Origin of the sequence: Stenotrophomonas sp. TWI273, assembly GCF_039674765.1 — a bacterium.
Lineage (GTDB): Bacteria > Pseudomonadota > Gammaproteobacteria > Xanthomonadales > Xanthomonadaceae > Stenotrophomonas.
Genome location: NZ_JBDJOA010000012.1, coordinates 68,242 through 87,928 on the forward strand (window position 1 = coordinate 68,242; position 19,687 = coordinate 87,928).

At 65.1% G+C, this 19,687-nt stretch carries 17 protein-coding genes and 10 tRNA genes; 23 read left to right on the forward strand and 4 right to left on the reverse strand.

Translation table 11 applies throughout. From position 1 onward, the window contains the following. Positions 1-170 precede the first annotated feature (170 nt). From ABE571_RS14640 to ABE571_RS14650, 3 genes are all read left to right on the forward strand, one after another. Positions 171-1,178 (forward strand): isocitrate dehydrogenase, encoded by a 1,008-nt coding sequence (locus ABE571_RS14640; protein WP_313209560.1) that lies wholly within the window; start codon positions 171-173, stop codon positions 1,176-1,178. 210 nt (positions 1,179-1,388) lie between these two features. Further along, positions 1,389-2,087, forward strand: coding sequence for a cysteine hydrolase (locus tag ABE571_RS14645; protein WP_346481963.1), 699 nt, complete (start codon positions 1,389-1,391; stop codon positions 2,085-2,087). A gap of 63 nt (positions 2,088-2,150) precedes the next feature. Beyond that, positions 2,151-3,074 (forward strand): LysR family transcriptional regulator, encoded by a 924-nt coding sequence (locus ABE571_RS14650; RefSeq protein ID WP_313209555.1) that lies wholly within the window; start codon positions 2,151-2,153, stop codon positions 3,072-3,074. 47 nt (positions 3,075-3,121) lie between these two features. Here the strand turns inward: ABE571_RS14650 and ABE571_RS14655 are convergent, their stop codons facing one another. Beyond that, positions 3,122-3,880 (reverse strand): Bax inhibitor-1/YccA family protein, encoded by a 759-nt coding sequence (locus tag ABE571_RS14655; protein ID WP_313209552.1) that lies wholly within the window; start codon positions 3,878-3,880, stop codon positions 3,122-3,124. 178 nt (positions 3,881-4,058) lie between these two features. Between ABE571_RS14655 and ABE571_RS14660 the strand changes: the two genes are divergently transcribed. The 16 genes from ABE571_RS14660 (at position 4,059) to ABE571_RS14735 (ending at position 14,693) form a co-directional block, all read left to right on the forward strand. Next, positions 4,059-4,135, forward strand: a tRNA-Pro gene (locus ABE571_RS14660). A 45-nt stretch (positions 4,136-4,180) separates the two neighbouring features. Then, positions 4,181-4,257, forward strand: a tRNA-Arg gene (locus ABE571_RS14665). Between the two features lie 35 nt (positions 4,258-4,292). Further along, positions 4,293-4,369: transfer RNA gene (locus tag ABE571_RS14670), tRNA-His, on the forward strand. A gap of 81 nt (positions 4,370-4,450) precedes the next feature. Further along, a tRNA-Lys gene (locus tag ABE571_RS14675) sits at positions 4,451-4,526 on the forward strand. A gap of 161 nt (positions 4,527-4,687) precedes the next feature. Further along, positions 4,688-4,763: transfer RNA gene (locus tag ABE571_RS14680), tRNA-Lys, on the forward strand. A gap of 150 nt (positions 4,764-4,913) precedes the next feature. Continuing rightward, positions 4,914-5,225, forward strand: coding sequence for a hypothetical protein (locus tag ABE571_RS14685; protein ID WP_346493931.1), 312 nt, complete (start codon positions 4,914-4,916; stop codon positions 5,223-5,225). Positions 5,226-5,331: 106 nt separating this feature from the next. Continuing rightward, positions 5,332-5,416: transfer RNA gene (locus ABE571_RS14690), tRNA-Leu, on the forward strand. A gap of 234 nt (positions 5,417-5,650) precedes the next feature. Then, positions 5,651-6,943, forward strand: coding sequence for a trigger factor (gene tig / locus ABE571_RS14695; RefSeq protein WP_121042977.1), 1,293 nt, complete (start codon positions 5,651-5,653; stop codon positions 6,941-6,943). 66 nt (positions 6,944-7,009) lie between these two features. Next, positions 7,010-7,636 (forward strand): ATP-dependent Clp endopeptidase proteolytic subunit ClpP, encoded by a 627-nt coding sequence (gene clpP, locus ABE571_RS14700; protein WP_019185804.1) that lies wholly within the window; start codon positions 7,010-7,012, stop codon positions 7,634-7,636. A gap of 126 nt (positions 7,637-7,762) precedes the next feature. After that, positions 7,763-9,052 (forward strand): ATP-dependent Clp protease ATP-binding subunit ClpX, encoded by a 1,290-nt coding sequence (gene clpX, locus ABE571_RS14705; protein WP_019185803.1) that lies wholly within the window; start codon positions 7,763-7,765, stop codon positions 9,050-9,052. 142 nt (positions 9,053-9,194) lie between these two features. After that, the gene (gene lon, locus ABE571_RS14710) at positions 9,195-11,669 is read left to right on the forward strand and encodes an endopeptidase La (protein ID WP_313209543.1); all 2,475 of its coding nucleotides are present in this window, start codon (positions 9,195-9,197) and stop codon (positions 11,667-11,669) included. Between the two features lie 207 nt (positions 11,670-11,876). After that, positions 11,877-12,149, forward strand: coding sequence for an HU family DNA-binding protein (locus ABE571_RS14715; protein ID WP_019185801.1), 273 nt, complete (start codon positions 11,877-11,879; stop codon positions 12,147-12,149). An 11-nt stretch (positions 12,150-12,160) separates the two neighbouring features. Beyond that, positions 12,161-12,235, forward strand: a tRNA-Val gene (locus ABE571_RS14720). Positions 12,236-12,263: 28 nt separating this feature from the next. Then, positions 12,264-12,340, forward strand: a tRNA-Asp gene (locus tag ABE571_RS14725). 90 nt (positions 12,341-12,430) lie between these two features. Then, positions 12,431-12,507, forward strand: a tRNA-Asp gene (locus ABE571_RS14730). Positions 12,508-12,719: 212 nt separating this feature from the next. Continuing rightward, positions 12,720-14,693: a peptidyl-prolyl cis-trans isomerase gene (locus tag ABE571_RS14735; RefSeq protein WP_313212252.1), complete on the forward strand. Its 1,974-nt coding sequence runs from the start codon at positions 12,720-12,722 to the stop codon at positions 14,691-14,693. A gap of 112 nt (positions 14,694-14,805) precedes the next feature. Here the strand turns inward: ABE571_RS14735 and ABE571_RS14740 are convergent, their stop codons facing one another. Next, positions 14,806-16,020 (reverse strand): transglycosylase SLT domain-containing protein, encoded by a 1,215-nt coding sequence (locus ABE571_RS14740; RefSeq protein WP_313217364.1) that lies wholly within the window; start codon positions 16,018-16,020, stop codon positions 14,806-14,808. Further along, complete coding sequence (gene gloB, locus ABE571_RS14745; protein WP_313217366.1) at positions 16,017-16,784, reverse strand: hydroxyacylglutathione hydrolase; 768 nt, start codon at positions 16,782-16,784, stop codon at positions 16,017-16,019. Before gloB ends, ABE571_RS14740 begins: the two co-directional genes overlap by 4 nt. An 11-nt stretch (positions 16,785-16,795) precedes the next feature. On the opposite strand from gloB, the gene ABE571_RS14750 reads away from it, so the two are divergent. The 3 genes from ABE571_RS14750 to dnaQ are packed head-to-tail and all read left to right on the forward strand — an operon-like array spanning position 16,796 to position 18,640. Beyond that, on the forward strand, positions 16,796-17,440 hold the full coding sequence (locus ABE571_RS14750; protein ID WP_313212249.1) for a methyltransferase domain-containing protein: 645 nt from the start codon (positions 16,796-16,798) through the stop codon (positions 17,438-17,440). An 11-nt stretch (positions 17,441-17,451) separates the two neighbouring features. Next, complete coding sequence (rnhA, locus tag ABE571_RS14755; RefSeq protein WP_121042991.1) at positions 17,452-17,904, forward strand: ribonuclease HI; 453 nt, start codon at positions 17,452-17,454, stop codon at positions 17,902-17,904. Between the two features lie 4 nt (positions 17,905-17,908). Beyond that, positions 17,909-18,640: a DNA polymerase III subunit epsilon gene (gene dnaQ / locus ABE571_RS14760; protein ID WP_346493933.1), complete on the forward strand. Its 732-nt coding sequence runs from the start codon at positions 17,909-17,911 to the stop codon at positions 18,638-18,640. Between the two features lie 48 nt (positions 18,641-18,688). On the opposite strand, the gene ABE571_RS14765 is transcribed toward dnaQ, so the two are convergent. After that, positions 18,689-19,393 (reverse strand): protein phosphatase 2C domain-containing protein, encoded by a 705-nt coding sequence (locus ABE571_RS14765; protein WP_019185793.1) that lies wholly within the window; start codon positions 19,391-19,393, stop codon positions 18,689-18,691. 166 nt (positions 19,394-19,559) lie between these two features. On the opposite strand from ABE571_RS14765, the gene ABE571_RS14770 reads away from it, so the two are divergent. Then, positions 19,560-19,647: transfer RNA gene (locus ABE571_RS14770), tRNA-Ser, on the forward strand. Positions 19,648-19,687 lie beyond the last annotated feature (40 nt).

The window sequence follows — 19,687 nt, forward strand, 5'->3', positions numbered from 1 at the left end:
GCGCGGGGTAGAGGAGGCATGCGCGGCAATTCTGCCTTGCCCGCCTAAGACCAATGGCCCATTTGGGGTCCATCGGGCGGGTAAGGCATAATTGCCGATGAAACTTCCCTTGCGCCCGCGCTTTGCGCACCTCACGGCTGGCGCTCCCCCTCGGTTCGGAATACACATCAATGACGCAGAAAATCACGGTCATCCGCGGTGACGGCATCGGCCCGGAGATCATGGACGCTACCCTGTTCGTGCTCGGCAAGCTGGACACCGGCTTTGAATACGAAGACGCCGACGCGGGCCTGGCTGCGCTGGAAAAGCACGGCGATCTGATGCCGGCCTCCACGCTGGAGTCGATCGCACGCAACAAGATCGCGCTGAAGAGCCCGCTGACCACGCCGGTCGGTGGCGGCTTCACCTCGATCAACGTCAGCCTGCGTCGCCATTTCGACCTGTACGCGAACGTGCGTCCGGCGGTCTCGTTCCCGAACACCAAGTCGCGTTTCGGCGACGGCGTGGACCTGATCACCGTCCGTGAGAACACCGAAGGCGCGTACCTGGCCGAAGGCCAGGAAGTGTCGGCCGATGGCGAGACCGCCTTCTCCGGCACCCGCATCACCCGCAAGGGCTCCGAGCGCATCGTGCGCTACGCCTTCGAGCTGGCCCGCAGCACCGGCCGCAAGAAGGTCACCGCCGTGCACAAGGCCAACATCATCAAGTCGACCTCGGGCCTGTTCCTGGCCGTGGCGCGTGAAGTGGCAGCCAAGTACCCGGACATCGAGTTCCAGGAAATGATCGTCGACAACTGCTGCATGCAGCTGGTGATGCGTCCGGAACAGTTCGATGTGATCGTGACCACCAACCTGTTCGGCGACATCATCTCCGACCTGTGTGCCGGTCTGGTCGGCGGCCTGGGCCTGGCCCCGGGTGCCAACATCGGTGAGAACGCGGCGATCTTCGAAGCCGTGCACGGCACCGCGCCGGACATCGCCGGCCAGGGCAAGGCCAATCCGTGCGCGCTGCTGCTGGCCGCTGCGCAGATGCTGGACCACGTCGGCCAGGTCGAGAACGCCGAGCGCCTGCGCAAGGCCATCGTGGCCACGCTGGAAGCCAAGGATTCGCTGACCGGCGACCTGGGTGGCACCGGCAACACCATGGGCTTCGCCCAGGCCATCGCCAGCCGCCTGTAAGCGCGCGGGTCGGTTGTCCAGAAAGCGGGGCGCTGCGGCGTCCCGCTTTTTTGTTGCCTGTTCGATGGCGGGTTCGATGGCGATCCCGAGGGCACGGTCATCCATCAATCTGTGCGAAAAATGCACAGATGGTGTGCGGGTAGCTGGCTGTTGGTGCACGGATCCGGCGCGCACCATGCGCGCCATCCCAACCACAGCAGGAGCCTCCCCATGAACTTCGCCTCCCTGATCGGCCTGGCCGGCATCCTCGGTGTCGCCACCGCGTCCGCCCCGCCCGCCGCCGAGCCGGCCCACCCGACGATCCGCCACATGGCGGGCGCGCAGGACGCGAGGGCATTGCCGGCCGGCAAGACCGCGTTGCTGGTGATCGACGTCCAGAATGAGTACTTCGCCGGCGGCCGCATGCCCATCCCTGATGGCGATGCCGCCCTGGCCCAGACCCGCCGTCTGGTGGACTTCGCCGATGCCCACGAGATCCCGGTCATTCACGTCCAGCACGTTCTGCCGGCCGGGGCGCCGCTGTTCGCCGAAGGCGGCCGCACGGTCCAGTTCCACCCGCAGATGCAGCCGCGCAAGGGCGAGCGGGTGATCGCCAAAGACAACGTCAGCGTGTTCGCCGGTGCCTCCGGCCCGGTGCTGGAGCAGGCACTCAAGGAGGCTGGAATCGACACGCTGATCATCGCCGGGCTGCAGACCCACGCCTGCGTCGCCGGTGCTGCACGCGATGCCGCGCCGAAGGGCCTGAACGTGATCGTGTCCTCCGATGCCACCGCCAGCCGTGACCTGGACCTGCGTGACGGCAGCCGGGTCGGGCATGCCAGCCTGCACGCCGCCGCGCTGGCCAGCATCGAAGACACTTACGGCACCGTGCTGGGGACCGATCAGATCCTGGCGCTGCCGGTCCGCTGAGCCGCACGGGCCTTGTTATGCTGCCGGCATCGCCACAGGTGCCGGCCGTTGCACGGGAGCGTGATGGACCAGTTTTCCGCCATGAAGGCGTTCCGCAGCATCGTCGATGCCGGCAGTTTCACCGCCGCCGCCGAGCGCATGGACACCACCCATTCGTCGATGTCGCGGCAACTGCGCCAGTTGGAAGCCCACCTGGGTTCACGGCTGCTGGATCGCAACAGCCGCCGGCTGACGCTGACCGAAGCCGGGCGGGCCTATTACCAGGACTGTGTGGACATCCTGGACCGCCTGGAGGTTGCCGAGCAACGCCTGCAGGCCGATCACGATGCACCCAGTGGGCTGTTGCGGGTCAGTGCACCGCTGGTGATCGGCACCCTGGAGCTCTCGCAATGGCTGCCTGCATTCCTGGCGCAATACCCCGGCATCGCGCTGGATCTGTCCTGCGATGATCGCCTGGTCGACCTGATCGGTGGCGGTTTCGACATGGCCCTGCGCATCGCCGGGCCGCTGGCCGACAGCACCTTGGTGGCGCGCGAACTGGCCGTTACCGACATGGTATTGGTGGCATCGCCACGCTACATCGCGCAATGGGGACTGCCACGCCATCCGTCGGATCTGGGCCGGCATGCGCTGATCGGCTTCGCCGGCGCGCGCGCGCTGTCGGCATGGACGTTGACCTCCGCGCGCGGTACGCAGGTGGAGGTCATCCCGCAGGGGCGGCTGCGCGTGGATGCGATCCCCGGGCTGCATGCCGCCGTGTTGGCCGGGCAGGGCATTGCCGCGTTCACCCGCCTGACCGTTCAGGATGATCTGCTGCACGGGCGACTGGTGCGCGTGCTGCCGCAGCACCATGCCGGCCGCCGGCACTATTACGCGGTGTATCCGCATGCCCGCCAGCTGGCCCCGAAGGTGCGCGCGCTGGCCGGATTCATGGCCCGGCATTACGCAGCCCTCCAGCAACTGCCGCCGGTGATCCCCGAGACATGAAAAAGGCGCCTTGCGGCGCCTCTTTCATCGTGCAGTGAGCGTGTGGCTCAGCGCTGCTGGATCTTGGACAGCAGGCGCAGGAATTCCACGTACAGCCACACCAGCGTGACCATCAGGCCGAACGCGCCGTACCACTCCATGTACTTCGGTGCGCGTGCCTCGGCGCCGGTTTCGATGAAGTCGAAATCCAGCACCAGGTTCAACGCGGCCACCACCACCACGAACAGGCTGAAGGCGATGCCCATCCAGCCGCCTTCGTGGATCATCGGCACGTTGATGTTGAAGAAGCTGAGCACAAACGAGGCCAGGTACAGCAGCGCGATGCCGCCGGTTGCCGCCACCACGCCCAGCTTGAAGTTCTCGGTGACCTTGATCAGGCCGCTGCGGTAGACCGCCAGCATCACGAACATCGTGCCGAAGGTCAGCATCACCGCCTGCATCACGATGCCGGGGAACTTGGCATTGAACATCGCCGAGATCGCACCGAGGAACAGGCCTTCGACGAGTGCATACATCGGTGCGGTGACCGGCGACCATTCCTTCTTGAACACGGTCACCAGGGCCAGCACCAGGCCGCCGATCGCGCCAACCAGGGTGTACAGCATGGCGCTGGAGGTGGGCAGGCCATTCGCATCGACTGACTGGCTCCACGCGAAGGCGGCCGTCAGCACGGTGAGCAGCAACAGGACGCCGGTCTTGTTGACGGTGCCGTTGATGGTCATCGCCTGGTCGGGGCGGGCCACGACCGAGCCGCTGGCCAGGTCGAGGAAGGTCGACTCGGAAAGTGCGGGATTGCCGCTGCGCATTGCCAATCTCCTTGATGGGGTAGGGGTTCGGCCATCCGGCCGCTGACCCGAGCATAGCGGAAGCGGCCCTCGGTCACGACGACATGTGAATTGATGTGTGAAAACCGTTGACAGATGCCACACCGATTCCCACAATAGGCGGCTCTTTCGGGGGGAACCCCGGAGGGAAACAAACCGCCGGGGTATAGCGCAGTCTGGTAGCGCGCCTGCTTTGGGAGCAGGATGTCGGGGGTTCGAATCCCTCTACCCCGACCAAGCCCGCTGCTCAAATCGGGATTGGAATGCGACAATCCGGATCGAGCGCCCGTAGCTCAACTGGATAGAGCACCGGCCTTCTAAGCCGGCGGTTACAGGTTCGATTCCTGTCGGGCGCGCCATTCGGTGCAAGCGGTAGGAAGCAAAGTTTTCAGTGGTGGCTGTAGCTCAGTTGGTTAGAGTTCCGGATTGTGATTCCGGTGGTCGGGGGTTCGAGTCCCCTCAGCCACCCCACTGATTCAAACTGGTTCATCGAAAGTGAATCAGGGTTGCAAAAGGCAGCACACACGCTACAATGTGCGCCTGAGTTTTTCAGGGCTGTTAGCTCAGTTGGTAGAGCAGTTGACTCTTAATCAATAGGTCCAAGGTTCGAATCCTTGACAGCCCACCAAGACAGAAGCCATCGGGTCCGCCCGGTGGCTTTTTTCTTGTTCGCGACATGACGTTGAACAGCTGGCGCGTTGGCGGTCTACTGCCGGCATTGGCCGCCCGTTCAAACAAAACGCTTGCGTCGCGTGCAGGAAACCCTGCATAATTCGCCTCCCGATTTTCGGGCTGTTAGCTCAGTTGGTAGAGCAGTTGACTCTTAATCAATAGGTCCAAGGTTCGAATCCTTGACAGCCCACCAAGACAGAAGCCGCCTGGTCCGCCAGGCGGCTTTTTTCTTTTCCGGGGTGCGTATCTGAAAGCCTCCTGAAACCGGGGTCGAACGCGACACCCTGCGTTTCCAAGCTGCGCGACAGCGCACGGATCGCAACCGACAATCAGGTTCCACTCGATGGGCCGCGCCCAAGGCGCCCATCGCGGTACGCACATCATGACTCTCAGGATCCTTGCCGCCGTGGCGTTGACCGCCTGCGCGGCCGCGGCCACGGCCGCCACGGCGGCCGAAACGCCCGCCCACGCGTCGCTCGACCCGGTCCTGGCCGGTTATGCCACGACCGTATTCCGCAACAATCTTCCTCCCGGCGATGTCCAACCGGCCAAGCCACTTGCGCGTGTCTCCATGCAGGGCGCTCCCCAGGGCGAAGATCGGCTAGACATGGCGGAAGCGCCATTGCGTCCCGACGTGACGCTGCCTGCGCGATAGCCGCTGATCGGCGGGGTGGGGCACGCGCTTCACCCCATTAAGCGACATGACGACCTTCCGCTTTCCGGCCCCGCCTGCAACAATGTGCGCCTGAGCTTGCAGGCTCGCGAAAGTGGCGGAATTGGTAGACGCCCTGGATTTAGGTTCCAGTGCCGCAAGGCGTGGGGGTTCGAGTCCCCCCTTTCGCACCAGTGCAGGGCGTTTTCGCCGGCACCATGACCATGGGCACGTCCCGGATCGGGGAGACGGCCACATGCTGGGCCCCTGGCGGCCCCCGGTCGTTCTCGGCCCGCGCTGGCGGCGCTGGCGTTTATCGGCGAAACTACAGGGCTGCGGCGGGCATGCGCGTCCACGACCCCGCGTCCAAAACCCGTTTCATCCATCACATCGTGCCGGGGCCCATGCCGCCGGTGGCAGGAGTCAACATGCAAGCTTCGATCGAATCCACTGGCAATCTGGAACGCCGCCTGACCTTCTCGCTGCCGGAAGACCGTCTGCAGACGCACATCAGCGGCCGTCTGGGCGAAATCGCCCGCACCACGCGCATCAAGGGCTTCCGTCCGGGCAAGGTGCCGGCCAAGGTGATCGAGCAGCGTTTCGGCCAGCAGGTCCGCAGCGAAGCCGTCGACGGCCTGCTGCGTGAGACCTTCGATGCCGCCCTGCGCGAGCACGAGCTGCGCATCGCCGGCACCCCGCGCATCGACAAGGGCGAGGGCGAGCTGTCCTTCGTGGCCACCGTCGAGCTGGTGCCGGACTTCGGCGACGTGGACGTCAGCAAGCTGACCGTGGTCCGCCACACCGCCGAGATCAACGACGCCGACATCGACCAGATGATCACCAACCTGCGCGAACAGCGCCGCAGCTGGAGCCCGGTCACCCGTGGCGCCCAGGACGGCGATCTGGTCGCCTTGGAAACCTGGTCGCAGGCCGGCGATGAGCGCCTGCCGGCCGAAGGCACCGAGAAGGGCAGCGTGATCGTGGGCCAGGGCATGATGTTCGAGCAGATCGAACAGGGCCTGGTCGGTCTGACCGCCGGTGAAGAAAAGACCCTGGACGTCGAGTTCCCGGCCGATTGGCGCGTGCCCGCGCTGGCTGGCAAGCAGGTCAAGGTCACCGTCAAGGCGGTGGACGTGTCCGCGCCGGTGCTGCCGGAGGTGGATGCCGAGTTCATCAAGAGCTTCGGCGTGAAGGGTGGCGACGTGGAGCAGTTCCGCAAGGACATCCGCGCCAACCTGGAGCGTGAGCTCAAGGGTGCCCTGATGAACCGCCTGCGCCGCGAAGTCGGCGAGCAGCTGATCGCCGCCTATGCCTCGGTGGAAATGCCGCCGCGCCTGGTCGAGAACGAAGCCCGCGCCATGCTGGATCAGCAGCTCGAGCAGATCCGCCGCAGCGGCCGCAACCCGGGCGACGTCCCGGCCGATGCCCATGAAGGCTTCAAGGAAGCGGCCGCCAAGCGCGTGCTGGTCGGCCTGCTGGTCGGTGAAGTGGCCCGCAAGAACGACCTGCGACTGGACCCGAAGCGCCTGAATGAAACCATGCGCCTGATCGCGTCGACCTATGAAGAGCCGGAACAGGTCATTGAGATGTACCGCAACGACCCCCAGCTGATGAGTGGGCTGCAGAATCGTGTGATGGAAGAGCAGGTGATCGACTGGATCGCCGAGCGCGCCCAGCACACCGAAGAGAAGCTGTCGTTCCAGGACGCGATCCGCCAGTAAGCGGCCCGCGTTTTACGCCCCGCGCCCCGGCGCGGGGTCGTTCCCCCCAAAATAGGTGCCTCACTAATGGACAACCGAACCACAGCCCTGAACATGGTTCCGATGGTGGTCGAACAGACCAGCCGCGGCGAGCGCGCCTATGACATCTATTCGCGCTTGTTGAAAGAGCGTCTGATCTTCCTCGTGGGCCCGATCGACGATCACATGGCCAACGTGGTGGTGGCGCAGCTGCTGTTCCTGGAAGCGGACAACCCGGAAAAGGACATCAGCATCTACATCAACTCGCCCGGTGGCGTAGTCACCGCCGGCATGGCGATCTACGACACCATGCAGTACATCAAGCCGGACGTGAGCACCATCTGTGTCGGCCAGGCCGCCTCGATGGGCGCCCTGCTGCTGGCATCCGGCGCGGCCGGCAAGCGGTATGCGCTGCCGAACTCGCGGGTGATGATCCACCAGCCGCTGGGCGGTTTCCAGGGCCAGGCCACGGATATCGATATCCATGCCCGTGAAATCCTGACCCTGCGTTCGCGCCTGAACGAAGTGCTGGCCAAGCACACCGGCCAGTCGCTGGAGACCATCGCCCGGGATACCGAGCGCGACAACTTCAAGAGCGCGGCCGATGCAGTGGCCTACGGTCTGGTCGATCAGGTCCTGGAGCGTCGTCCGGAAGAGTCGATCCAGCCGGCGTAAGGTTGTGCCAGGCCGGGAAACCGGCTTGTTTCCACCGGGTCAGGCGGGACTGGCGTCCTCCTGACCCTGTGCTATTCTCGAATCGAACCCCCGTTCAGTCGGGTGGGGTAACTGGGTAAGCGAAGCATGAGCGAAGACCGCCAAGGTCGTTCCACGGACACCGGCAAGATCCTCTACTGCTCTTTCTGTGGAAAGAGCCAGCATGAGGTGCGCAAGCTGATTGCGGGTCCGAGCGTGTTCATCTGCGATGAATGCGTCGAGCTGTGCAACGACATCATCCGTGAGGAGCTGGAGGAGAAGGCGCAGTCGGCCCGCAGTTCGCTGCCCAAGCCGCGCGAGATCCTCGAGGTCCTGGACCAGTACGTGATCGGGCAGAACCGCGCCAAGCGGACCCTGGCCGTGGCCGTATACAACCACTACAAGCGCATCGAGAGCCGGCAGAAGAACGACGAAGTCGAACTGGCGAAGTCGAACATCCTGCTGGTCGGTCCGACCGGTTCGGGCAAGACGCTGCTGGCCGAAACCCTGGCCCGCCTGCTCAATGTGCCGTTCACCATGGCCGACGCCACCACGCTGACCGAAGCCGGTTACGTGGGCGAGGACGTGGAGAACATCATCCAGAAGCTGCTGCAGAAGTGCGACTACGACGTCGAGAAGGCACAGCAGGGCATCGTCTACATCGATGAAATCGACAAGATCTCGCGCAAGAGCGAGAACCCGTCGATCACCCGCGATGTGTCCGGCGAAGGCGTCCAGCAGGCCCTGCTGAAGCTGATCGAAGGCACCGTGGCCAGCGTGCCGCCGCAGGGCGGTCGCAAGCACCCGCAGCAGGAATTCCTGCAGGTGGACACCAAGAACATCCTGTTCATCTGTGGCGGCGCGTTTGCCGGCCTGGACAAGGTGATCCAGCAGCGTTCGAACGATTCGGGCGGCATCGGGTTCGGTGCCAAGGTGAAGAGTTCCGAGCGCAAGCAGGAAGTGGGCAAGATCCTGGCGGAAGTCGAGCCGGAAGATCTGATCAAGTTCGGCCTGATTCCGGAGTTCGTCGGCCGCCTGCCGGTCGTGGCAACCCTGGAAGAGCTGGACGAGGCTGCCCTGGTGCGCATCCTCACCGAGCCGAAGAACGCCATCACCAAGCAGTTCAAGAAGCTGTTCGAGATGGAACACGTCGAGCTGGAGTTCCGCCCCGACGCCCTGGCCGCGATCGCCCGCAAGGCGCTCAAGCGCAAGACCGGTGCCCGTGGCCTGCGTACCATCGTCGAATCGGTCCTGCTCGACACCATGTATGACCTGCCCTCGGCAGAGAACGTCAGCAAGGTGGTGGTGGACGAATCGGTGATCGAACACAAGTCCGAACCGTACCTGATCTACCAGACGCCACCGGCGCCTGAACAGAAGGCGGCTGGTGCTGAATAATCAGTTCAAGTAATTGAATTGAAAGAATTTTTTCAGAACAGCTTGCATCTAGAAGCCGATGGCCCCATAACGAGGCCATCGGCTTTTTTTGTATCCGGGCGAGGCGCCCGGAGGCCATCCCCACTGTTCCACTGGAGCCCACATGGCCCGTTCCCCAACTGAGACTCTCGACCTGCCGGTACTGCCGCTGCGTGACGTGGTGGTGTTCCCGCACATGGTCATTCCGCTGTTCGTCGGCCGTGACAAGTCCATGCATGCGCTGGAGCAGGCGATGGAAGCGGACAAGCGCATCCTGCTGCTCGCGCAGAAGTCCGCCGAGACGGATGATCCGTCCGCCGCCGATCTGTACCAGGTCGGCACGCTCGCCCAGGTCCTGCAGCTGCTGAAGCTGCCCGATGGCACCATCAAGGTGCTGGTGGAAGGCCTGTCGCGGGTCAACGTCACCGACGTGACCGAGCGCGATGGCTCGCTGCACGGCGTGGGCATGGAAATCGAATCGGACGAATCGCGCGAGCCGCGCGAGATCGAGGCGATCGCCCGCTCGCTGATGTCGCTGTTCGAGCAGTACGTCAAGACCAACCGCAAGCTGCCGCCGGAGCTGCTGCAGACCCTGGCCGGCATCGATGAGCCCGCGCGCCTGGCCGACACCATCGCCGCGCATATCAGCGTGCGCCTGGCCGACAAGCAGCGCCTGCTGGAAACGCTGCAGATCGGCGACCGCCTGGAAATGCTGGTCGGCCTGGTCGATGGCGAGATCGACGTACAGCAGATGGAAAAGCGCATCCGCGGCCGCGTGAAGTCGCAGATGGAAAAGAGCCAGCGCGAGTACTACCTCAACGAGCAGATGAAGGCCATCCAGAAAGAACTGGGTGACCTGGATGACGCGCCCGGCGAGATGGACGAGCTGGCCCGCAAGATCGCCGAGGCGGGCATGCCCAAGCCGGTGGAGACCAAGGCCAAGGCCGAGCTCAACAAGCTCAAGCAGATGTCGCCGATGTCGGCCGAAGCCGCCGTGGTGCGCAACTACCTGGATTGGCTGCTGGGCGTGCCGTGGAAGAAGCGCAGCAAGGTCCGCAAGGACCTCAAGGCCGCGCAGGACACGCTGGATGCCGATCACTTCGGCCTGGACAAGGTCAAGGACCGCATCCTGGAATACCTGGCCGTGCAGTCGCGCGTGAAGCAGATGAAGGGCCCGATCCTGTGCCTGGTCGGCCCGCCCGGCGTGGGTAAGACCTCGCTGGGCCAGTCCATCGCCAAGGCGACCAACCGCAAGTTCGTGCGCATGAGCCTGGGCGGCGTGCGCGACGAGGCCGAGATCCGGGGCCATCGCCGCACCTACGTCGGCTCCATGCCGGGCCGCATCGTGCAGAACCTCAACAAGGTGGGCAGCAAGAACCCGCTGTTCGTGCTCGATGAGATCGACAAGATGTCGATGGACTTCCGTGGCGATCCGTCCTCGGCGCTGCTGGAAGTGCTCGATCCGGAGCAGAACAACGCGTTCAACGATCACTACCTGGAAGTGGATCTGGACCTGTCCGAAGTGATGTTCGTGGCGACCTCCAACTCGCTCAACATCCCCGGCCCGCTGCTGGACCGCATGGAAGTGATCCGCATCCCCGGCTACACCGAGGATGAGAAGCTCAACATCGCCATGCGCTACCTGGTGCCCAAGCAGATCAAGGCCAACGGCCTGAAGCCGGAAGAGCTGGAGATCGAGGCCGACGCGATCCAGGACATCGTGCGCTATTACACGCGCGAATCCGGCGTGCGCAACCTCGAGCGCGAAGTCGCCAAGATCTGCCGCAAGGTGGTCAAGGAGATCGCGCTCGCCGGTCCGGTGGCACCGGCCAAGCCGGCCAAGCCGGCCAAGGCCGGCAAGAAGGCCAGCGCGAAGAAGAAGGCCCTGGTGGTGGTCAACGGCAAGAACCTGGACAAGTACCTGGGCGTGCGTCGCGTCGATTTCGGCCGTGCCGAAGAGCAGAACGAAGTGGGCCTGGTCACCGGCCTGGCCTGGACCGAAGTGGGCGGCGATCTGCTGCAGATCGAATCCACCCTGGTGCCGGGCAAGGGCCAGCTGATCCTGACCGGCCAGCTGGGCAACGTGATGAAGGAATCGGCCTCGGCGGCGCTGTCGGTGGTGCGTTCGCGCGCCGAGCGGCTGGGCATCGACAACGAGTTCCTGCAGAAGCACGACGTGCACGTCCATGTGCCCGATGGCGCCACCCCGAAGGATGGCCCCAGCGCGGGTATCGCCATGGTGACCTCGCTGGTGTCCACGCTGACCAAGGTGCCGATCCGGGCCGAAGTGGCGATGACCGGTGAGATCACCCTGCGAGGCCGCGTCACGGCCATCGGCGGTCTCAAGGAGAAGCTGCTGGCGGCGCTGCGTGGCGGCATCACCACGGTCATCATCCCCGAGGAGAACCGCAAGGATCTGGCCGATATCCCCGCCAATGTCACCCGCGATCTGAAGATCGTGCCGGTGAAGTGGATCGAGGAAGTGCTCGACCTGGCGCTGGAGACGCCGCTGACGGCACCGAAGCCCAAGAAAGATGGGCAACGTGTCACGGTACGCGGCAAGTCCAAGACAGCTTCCACGACCCGCGTCAAGCACTGACGCGTGCTGTGGAAATGCCCGAAACCCGCGTCGTTATTGGCTTTTCAGCTTGCGCGGGTAGGGGGGCACTGGTATAAAAGCACCACTCGCGAGTCAGCGTAATTCTGAATTCGGCGAACTGAGAACTTCACTGGCATTCGACGGCGTATCGTCGTCGGGTGTCTCAATGTTGAATCCGCGGAATCCCCGCCAAAGGAGCTGTAGAGAATGAACAAGACCGAATTGATCGACGCCGTTGCTGAAGCCGCCGACCTGACCAAGGCCGAGTCCAGCCGCGCCGTTGATGCCGTCATCGCTTCCGTCACCAAGGCCCTGAAGGGCGGTGACGCGGTGACGCTGGTGGGCTTCGGCACGTTCCAGGTCCGCGACCGCGCTGCCCGTACCGGCCGCAACCCGAAGACCGGCGACACCATCAAGATCGCTGCGTCGAAGAATCCGTCGTTCAAGGCTGGCAAAGCCCTGAAGGATGCCGTAAACTAAGCGGCTTGCTGGGGTGCTTAGCTCAGCGGTAGAGCGTCTCCTTTACACGGAGAGGGTCGGGGGTTCGAAACCCTCAGCACCCACCAGGCACTGCCAGTAAAAGTTTTGAAATGTGGAGCGGTAGTTCAGCTGGTTAGAATGCTGGCCTGTCACGCCGGAGGTCGCGGGTTCAAGTCCCGTCCGCTCCGCCAGTTTTTAAAAAAACCTCGAAAAAAGCAGTATTTCGGGGTGGGCAATCTGAATATCTTCGGATAGAATGAGCGCCTGCAAAGTTCAAGTGCGGAGCGGTAGTTCAGCTGGTTAGAATGCTGGCCTGTCACGCCGGAGGTCGCGGGTTCAAGTCCCGTCCGCTCCGCCAATCTTTGAAAAGCCCTTGGTGAAAACCAAGGGCTTTTTTTTGTTTTCAATCCAGCAGATCGATCGACAGTGCGGCACACGCCGTTGGTCCGTCACGATCGGCAGGTGCGGCAGCGGGAGGATCCGCGCGCAGGGGCGGGCGCGGGCACTTTTGGAGCCTGCCGCGAAGCGGGTTACACTGCCGGGCTCGCCAATCAGGCCTTGATTTTTCCCATGCTGCAGAAACTTCGCGACAAGACCTCGGGCTGGATCGTTACCGTGATCCTGGGGCTGCTGATGATTCCGTTCCTGTTCGTGATCGACTCCAGCTACCTCGGTGGCGTCGGCTCGCAGAACGTGGCCAAAGTGGCCGCCCCGCCGACCTGGTGGAAGTCCGCCCCGTCGTGGTGGCCGGTTTCGTTCCTGTGGCAGCACCATGAGATCAGCTCCAATGATTTCCGCGTGCGCTTCGAGCAGGCGCGCCAGCAGGCACGCCAGGAACAGGGCGAGGATTTCGATCCGCGCCAGTTCGAAAGCACCGAAAGCAAGCTGGCCGTGCTCGATCAGATGATCGATGAGCAGGTCGTGCGCCTGGCCGGCGAACAGTCCGGCATCGTGATCGGTGATGGAGCGGTACGCGAGTACATTTCCTCGATCCCGGCCTTCCTCGGCGCCGATGGCAAGTTCAACCAGGACAACTACCGCATCGCGCTGGCCAGCGGCAATCCGCCGCGCACCCCGACGCAGTTCGAAGCGCTGGTGCGCGAGAGCATCCAGCAGTCGATCATTCCGTCGGCCCTGCAGCGTTCCGGGTTCACCACCCAGAGCGAAGCCGAGCGCCTGATGAAGCTGCTGGGTGAAACCCGTGATGTCGAACTGGCCGCGCTGCCGGAAACCCCGGCCGATACCGCCGAAGTGACCGACGCGCAGATCAAGCAGTGGTACGACAGCCACACCAAGGATTTCCGCCAGCCGGAGACGGTGTCGCTGGAGTACGTCGAGATCAACGGCGCGAACCTGCCGGCCCCGGCGGCAGCTGACGAGGCCACCCTGCGCAAGCGCTATGAAGATGAGAAGGCACGCTTCGCGACGCCGGAACAGCGTCTGGCCTCGCACATCCTGATCAGCGCCGACGGCAGCGATCCGGCCAAGCTCAAGGCCGCCGAAGAAAAGGCCACGCGCCTGGCCGCGGAAGCGAAGGCACCGGGCGCCGATTTCGCCGCACTGGCCAAGGCCAACTCCGAAGATCCGGGCTCCAAGGACACCGGCGGCGACCTGGGCTGGGTGGAACGCGGCGCGATGGTGAAGCCGTTCGAAGATGCCCTGTTCGCCATGAAGGCGGGCGAGGTCACCGGTCCGGTCAAGACCGATTTCGGTTTCCACGTGCTCAAGCTGCGTGAGACCAAGGGTGGCGAAGGCCGTTCGTTCGACGAGGTCCGTGACCAGCTGGCCGCCGAGCAGCTCAAGGCCGACACCGACCGTGTGTTCACCGAGCTGAGCGGCCGTCTGGTGGATCTGGTCTACAAGAACCCGACCTCGCTGGAAGGCCCGGCCAAGGACATGAGCCTGCCGGTGCAGACCATCGGTCCGTTCACCCGCACCACCGCCAGTGGCATCGCCGCCAACCCGGCCGTGCTGCGCGCGGCGTTCTCCGACATCCTGACCCAGGACGGCACGGTGAGCGACCCGATCGAGCTGGGCCCGAACCACAACGTGATGATCCGCGTGACCGAGCACAGCCCGGAGCAGGCGCTGCCGCTGGCCAAGGCCCGTGAGCAGGTGATCGCCGCGATTCATGCCGACCGCACCCGACAGGCCTCGGAGAAGGCCGTGGACGCCGTGCTGGCCAAGCTGAAGGCCGGGCAGACCCTGCAGGCGCTGGCGACCAGCGACAAGCTGCAGATCAGCCCGCTGCCGGGCCTGCCGCGTACCCAGCCGGTGCCGACCCCGGAGATCAACCGCGCCGTGTTCAGCGCGCCGCTGCCGGCCGAAGGCAAGCCGAGCTACGGCAAGGTTGCCGTGCAGGGCCGCTACGTGATCTACGCGGTGACCAAGGTCACCCCGGGCAACGTGGCCGAAGTGGATGCCGCCCAGCAGCAGCAGCTCAAGGAGCAGCTGAGCCAGATCGACGGCATGGCCGCCGCCAAGGCCTACGTCGACGCCATGCGCAAGCACTTCAAGGTGCAGACCGAAGAAGCCAACCTGTAACCGGGTCGGCTTCTGCTGGACAGCAAAAAGCCCGGCAATGCCGGGCTTTTTGTTGAACGACACCGCCCGGCAGAACCGGGCGGTGTCGTTACCCGCAATGGGATCCGCGCACTCAGTCTTCGACGCGCAGCACCGCACCGGGCTTCAGCACACTGCTCCCGCTGAGCCCATTGAGCGACAGCAGGGCCTTCAGCGGCATCCCGTACCGGCGGGCGATGGTCCAGGGCGACTCGCCGTCGCGCACGGTGTGCCGGCGGCTGCGCGGACGATCCGCGCTGGCTACCGTGCGGGTGGCTGCCGGCGCAGGCGTCGTGCGCGCCGCCGGGGTGTCCACCGGTGCGCTGGGGGCCATCGCAATGGCGGCCACGCTGGCGCTGGCGTCCACCGGTGCATGCGCGGTCGGAGCCAGCACCGTCACCTGGCCGGACGGGCGGCCTTTGCCGCTGGCCAGGGCCGGGTTGAGGCGGGCGATCCGCGCCGGATCCAGATCGCGCTGCTGGGCCCACTGCTGGACGCTGGTGCCGGCCGGCAGGGTGTGGCCCTTCAGCACGGGCACGGTGCGATCCAGTGAGGCCATCACCGCCGGCTCGGTTTCCGCGTCTTCCAGGACGCAGGCCAGCGCATGCAGCTTCTCGACATAGGCATAGGTGACCGGCGACAGCCCCGGCAACTCGGCCGGCCGCGCGTTCTGCGCGTTCATGCCGGCCTTGCGCAGCGACTGCAGCACCCGGTACTCACCGGCGTTGTAGGCCATCGTCGCCAAGCGCCAGTCGCCGCCGAACATGCCGTGCAGGGTCTTGAGGTAACGCACCGCGGCCTGGGTGGAATCCACGGCCGAGAGGCGACCGTCGTAGCCCGGGGTCATCTGCACGCGGTGGTTCTTGGCGGTGGTGGCGATGAACTGCCACAGGCCGGCCGGGCCGCCGCCGTTGCGGGCGTTGGGCCGGTAGCCACTTTCCACGAAGGGAATCAGCGCGAATTCGGTGGGCAGGTCGGACTTGCGCAGCTCTTCGACCACGTAGCCGAACAGCACCAGCGCATCGTCATCCTGGTTGGCCAACCGCGAGGGGGCATGCGCGAACTGCTTCTGCCAACGCGGGCTGGTCGCCTCGGCGTTGCAGGTGGGTTCGGCCAGACCATCGCGGAAGCTGGCGAAGATGTCCTGCCCGTTGCGCACCGAGGCCGGCGGCAGCGCCGCAGCGGTCAGGGGGAGGGAGGACAGGCCGGCCACGTTCTGGGACATGCCGGCGGTCAACGACTGGGCGCCCGCGCTGCCGGCCACGGCGATCGCCAGGCCAAGCGCGAGCGGCAACAATCGCCGACTCATGTTCGAAATCCGTCTTTCCAGTGTCGCAGCCCTGCGACAACATCGACTTCATCGGTTACGGGACGCCCAAGATGGGCGCTGACGGCCGCCTGGATGGCGGGGGTGTTCGTACGCAGGAACGGATTGCATTCCAGCTCGCTTGCCAGTGAAACCGGCAGCGTGGGCAGGTCATCGCGGCGCATGGCCAAGGCCTCCTCATGGCGCTGCGACAACGCAGCGTTGGTGGGGTCTACATGCCGCGCGAAGACGGCATTGGACAGGGTGTACTCGTGGGCGCAACAGACCATCAGTTGCGCTGGCAGGGACGCCAGCTTCCGCAGGGATGCCAGAAGCTGGGGAGGCGTACCTTCGAACATGCGCCCACAGCCCAGGCTGAACAACGCATCGCCACTGAAAAGGTGTTCAGCGGTGTGAAACGCGATATGGCTCCGGGTGTGCCCGGGCACGGATACTACGTGGAACCCCAGCCCCAATGCCTGAACGCATTCACCTTCAGCCACCCGGTGGGCAGGGACCGCGATGCGCGGTTCCACCGGTGCGTAGACCTCCACCGCGGGAAACCGGGCCTGCAGCTCGGCCACGCCGCCGATGTGGTCGTTGTGGTGGTGGGTCAGCAGAATGCTGTGCGGGACCCATCCCTGCTGCGCTGCGGCGGCCAGGACGGGGTCGGCCTGGCCGGGGTCGATGACCACGGCGCGGCCGTCGTCGGCGACCAGTGCCCAGATGTAATTGTCCGCAAACGCGGGTAGGGCGGTCAGTCGCATAGAATTGGACCATGCCCCCCGCACCGAGCCCCCGTCAAGCGACAGTCGCATCCTGGTTTGATACTGAACCGGCACAAGCGTTGTGCCGGTTGGAATCGGAGCGGTTGCGCAGCCTGCTGGCCGAGCGCCCGGTGAACCCCTGGTTGTGGGTGGCGCCGACGCCTGGCTGGCTCGGGTGCGTGGATCTGCCCGGCCGCGGCCTGCGCCTGTACCGGGACGGCGCGGCTTACGCCGGGGATGTGCACTGCGGGCTGCCGTTGCCGCTGCCGGATGAGAGCGTCAATGCGATCGTCCTGCAGCATGTCACCGCGCGGGACGCCGAGGCGTTGATCGCCGACTGCGCCCGTGTACTGATGCCGGGCGGCCGCCTGTGGCTTTCCACCCTCAACCCGTTCAGCCCGTACCGCCGGCAGTGGCGCCATCACGGGCTGGTCGTGCGCAGCCCACAGCGGCTGCGCCACACCCTCGCGCAGGCTGGCCTGAGCTGCGAAGACCTGCAGTACCTCGGCCCGATGTGGCGCGACCGCTCGCCGGCGCGGCGCGATCTGGCCCCGCTGCGGGCCGCCTGTCTGTTCACCGCTGAAAAACGCACTCTGGCCTTGCCGGGACCGACGCCGGTGGCTGCGCCACGCTGGCACGGCACCGTGGCCACCTGATCTGGAATGGAATGAAGACGATAGAAATCCACACCGACGGTTCCTGCCTCGGCAATCCCGGCCCTGGCGGCTGGGCGGCATTGCTGCGCTACAACGCGCACGAGCGCGAACTGAGCGGTGGTGAAGCGCATACCACCAACAACCGCATGGAGCTGATGGCGGCCATCTCGGGGCTGGAAGCCCTCACCGAGCCGTGCAACATCGTGCTGTTCACCGATTCGCAGTACGTGCGCCAGGGCCTGACCGAGTGGATGCCCGGTTGGATCCGCAAGAACTGGAAGACCGCCGGCGGCTCGCCGGTCAAGAACCGGGAACTGTGGGAGCGCCTGCATGCGGCCACGCTGAAGCACACCATCGACTGGCGCTGGGTGAAGGGCCATTCCGGCGACCCGGACAACGAGCGCGTGGATCAGCTGGCGCGCGACGCCGCGATCCGGATCCGCGCCGCCGGCCCGGTACACTGAGCCCATGCGTCAGATCATCCTTGATACCGAAACCACCGGCCTGGAATGGCGGAAGGGCAATCGCATCGTCGAAATCGGCTGTGTGGAACTGCTCGAGCGCCGCCCCAGTGGCAACAACTACCACCAGTACCTCAAGCCGGACTGCGAGTTCGAACAGGGCGCGCAGGAAGTCACGGGCCTGACCCTGGAGTTCCTGGCCGACAAGCCGGACTTCGCCCAGGTCGTCGACGACTTCCTGGCCTATATCGACGGCGCCGAGCTGATCATCCACAACGCGGCGTTCGATCTGGGCTTCCTGGACAACGAGCTGTCGCTGCTGGGCGACCACTACGGCAAGATCACCGACCGCTGCACGGTGATCGATACGCTGAAGATGGCGCGCGAGCGCTTCCCGGGCCAACGCAATTCGCTGGATGCACTGTGCCGTCGCCTGGGCGTGGACAATGCCCACCGCCAGCTGCACGGCGGCCTGCTCGATGCGCAGATCCTGGGCGATGTGTACATCGCGCTGACCTCGGGCCAGGAAGAAATCGGCTTCGGCTCGGCCGATGACCAGAAAACCGGCAGCGCCCACGCGCAGACCTTCGACACCTCGCGCCTGCTGCCGCGCCCGCGCGTGGTCGCCACGGCCTCGGAGCGGGAAGCGCACGAAGCGCGCCTGGCCAAGCTGCGCAAGAAGGCCGGCCGCGCGATCTGGGATGGTGAACCCGACGCGGTAGAAGCGGTCAGCGCCTGAGGGCACAACCCCGGCGGCAGGTCCCGACCGTTGGTCGGGACGGTTGTATCAGTGGCATCGCACCAGGATCACGGTGATGTTGTCCGAGCCGCCGCCATCCAGCGCGGCGGCGACCAGGGTATCCACGCATTCCTGCGCACTGGCATCGTCGAAGGCGAGGGTGCGGGCGATGCCCTTGTCCTCGACCTCTTCGGTCAGCCCGTCACTGCACAACAGCAGCTGCATGCCCGGGCGCAGCTCGCCGGTGGTGGTCGCCACATTCAGGTGCGCCGGATCGGTCACCCCCAGCGCCTGGGTCACCACATTGCGATGCGGATGAGCACGCGCCTGCTCGGCGGTCAGATTGCCCTGCGCGACCAGTTCCTGGACCACGCTGTGATCCTGGCTCAACTGGGCCAGCTTGCCGTCGCGCCACAGGTACGCGCGGCTGTCGCCGACCCACGCCACCTCATACCGATTGCCCTGCACACGGGCCGCCACCACGGTGGTGCCCATCGGCAGGCTGTCGTTGCGGCGGCGCGAGGTGCGGATGATTTCCTCATCGGCGATCCGGATCGCATGCGCCAGCGTCGCCCCGCGGCGGATCTCGCGCACGATGGTCTCGCGCGCCAGCGCACTGGCCACCTCACCGCAGGCGTGCCCGCCCATGCCATCGGCGACCAGCCACAGCGCCAGTTCGCCATCCCCGTAATACGTATCCTCATTGAGGTCGCGGCGCAGGCCGGGGTGGGTCAGGTGTCCGAATTCGATCATGAAGGCGCGTGCCGGTGAGGATTGCGAGGGATAACGGCATGATCGCGGCCCGCCGGACATCCGGCAAGGCATCCATACAGAAGAAATTCACTTCGCCGGTGCGGAATGACTTGTCGTCAGCGCGTCCTGCCCGTATCATTCGCGTCCCGGTTCGCCGGGACCATCTGGAGAGGTGGCAGAGCGGTTGAATGTACCTGACTCGAAATCAGGCAGGCGTTTATAGCGCCTCGGGGGTTCGAATCCCCCCCTCTCCGGGGCACACCGAAAAAAATACATCCCAGATGGGGGGGGTGA

Bases quoted from the DNA above. Each gene is read 5' to 3' on its own strand.
- ABE571_RS14640 (WP_313209560.1), top strand. From the start codon at position 171: ATGACGCAGAAAATCACGGTCATCCGCGGTGACGGCATCGGCCCGGAG.
- ABE571_RS14645 (WP_346481963.1), top strand. From the start codon at position 1,389: ATGAACTTCGCCTCCCTGATCGGCCTGGCCGGCATCCTCGGTGTCGCC.
- ABE571_RS14650 (WP_313209555.1), top strand. From the start codon at position 2,151: ATGGACCAGTTTTCCGCCATGAAGGCGTTCCGCAGCATCGTCGATGCC.
- ABE571_RS14655 (WP_313209552.1), bottom strand. From the start codon at position 3,880: ATGCGCAGCGGCAATCCCGCACTTTCCGAGTCGACCTTCCTCGACCTG.
- ABE571_RS14685 (WP_346493931.1), top strand. From the start codon at position 4,914: ATGGGCCGCGCCCAAGGCGCCCATCGCGGTACGCACATCATGACTCTC.
- tig (WP_121042977.1), top strand. From the start codon at position 5,651: ATGCAAGCTTCGATCGAATCCACTGGCAATCTGGAACGCCGCCTGACC.
- clpP (WP_019185804.1), top strand. From the start codon at position 7,010: ATGGACAACCGAACCACAGCCCTGAACATGGTTCCGATGGTGGTCGAA.
- clpX (WP_019185803.1), top strand. From the start codon at position 7,763: ATGAGCGAAGACCGCCAAGGTCGTTCCACGGACACCGGCAAGATCCTC.
- lon (WP_313209543.1), top strand. From the start codon at position 9,195: ATGGCCCGTTCCCCAACTGAGACTCTCGACCTGCCGGTACTGCCGCTG.
- ABE571_RS14715 (WP_019185801.1), top strand. From the start codon at position 11,877: ATGAACAAGACCGAATTGATCGACGCCGTTGCTGAAGCCGCCGACCTG.
- ABE571_RS14735 (WP_313212252.1), top strand. From the start codon at position 12,720: ATGCTGCAGAAACTTCGCGACAAGACCTCGGGCTGGATCGTTACCGTG.
- ABE571_RS14740 (WP_313217364.1), bottom strand. From the start codon at position 16,020: ATGAGTCGGCGATTGTTGCCGCTCGCGCTTGGCCTGGCGATCGCCGTG.
- gloB (WP_313217366.1), bottom strand. From the start codon at position 16,784: ATGCGACTGACCGCCCTACCCGCGTTTGCGGACAATTACATCTGGGCA.
- ABE571_RS14750 (WP_313212249.1), top strand. From the start codon at position 16,796: ATGCCCCCCGCACCGAGCCCCCGTCAAGCGACAGTCGCATCCTGGTTT.
- rnhA (WP_121042991.1), top strand. From the start codon at position 17,452: ATGAAGACGATAGAAATCCACACCGACGGTTCCTGCCTCGGCAATCCC.
- dnaQ (WP_346493933.1), top strand. From the start codon at position 17,909: ATGCGTCAGATCATCCTTGATACCGAAACCACCGGCCTGGAATGGCGG.
- ABE571_RS14765 (WP_019185793.1), bottom strand. From the start codon at position 19,393: ATGATCGAATTCGGACACCTGACCCACCCCGGCCTGCGCCGCGACCTC.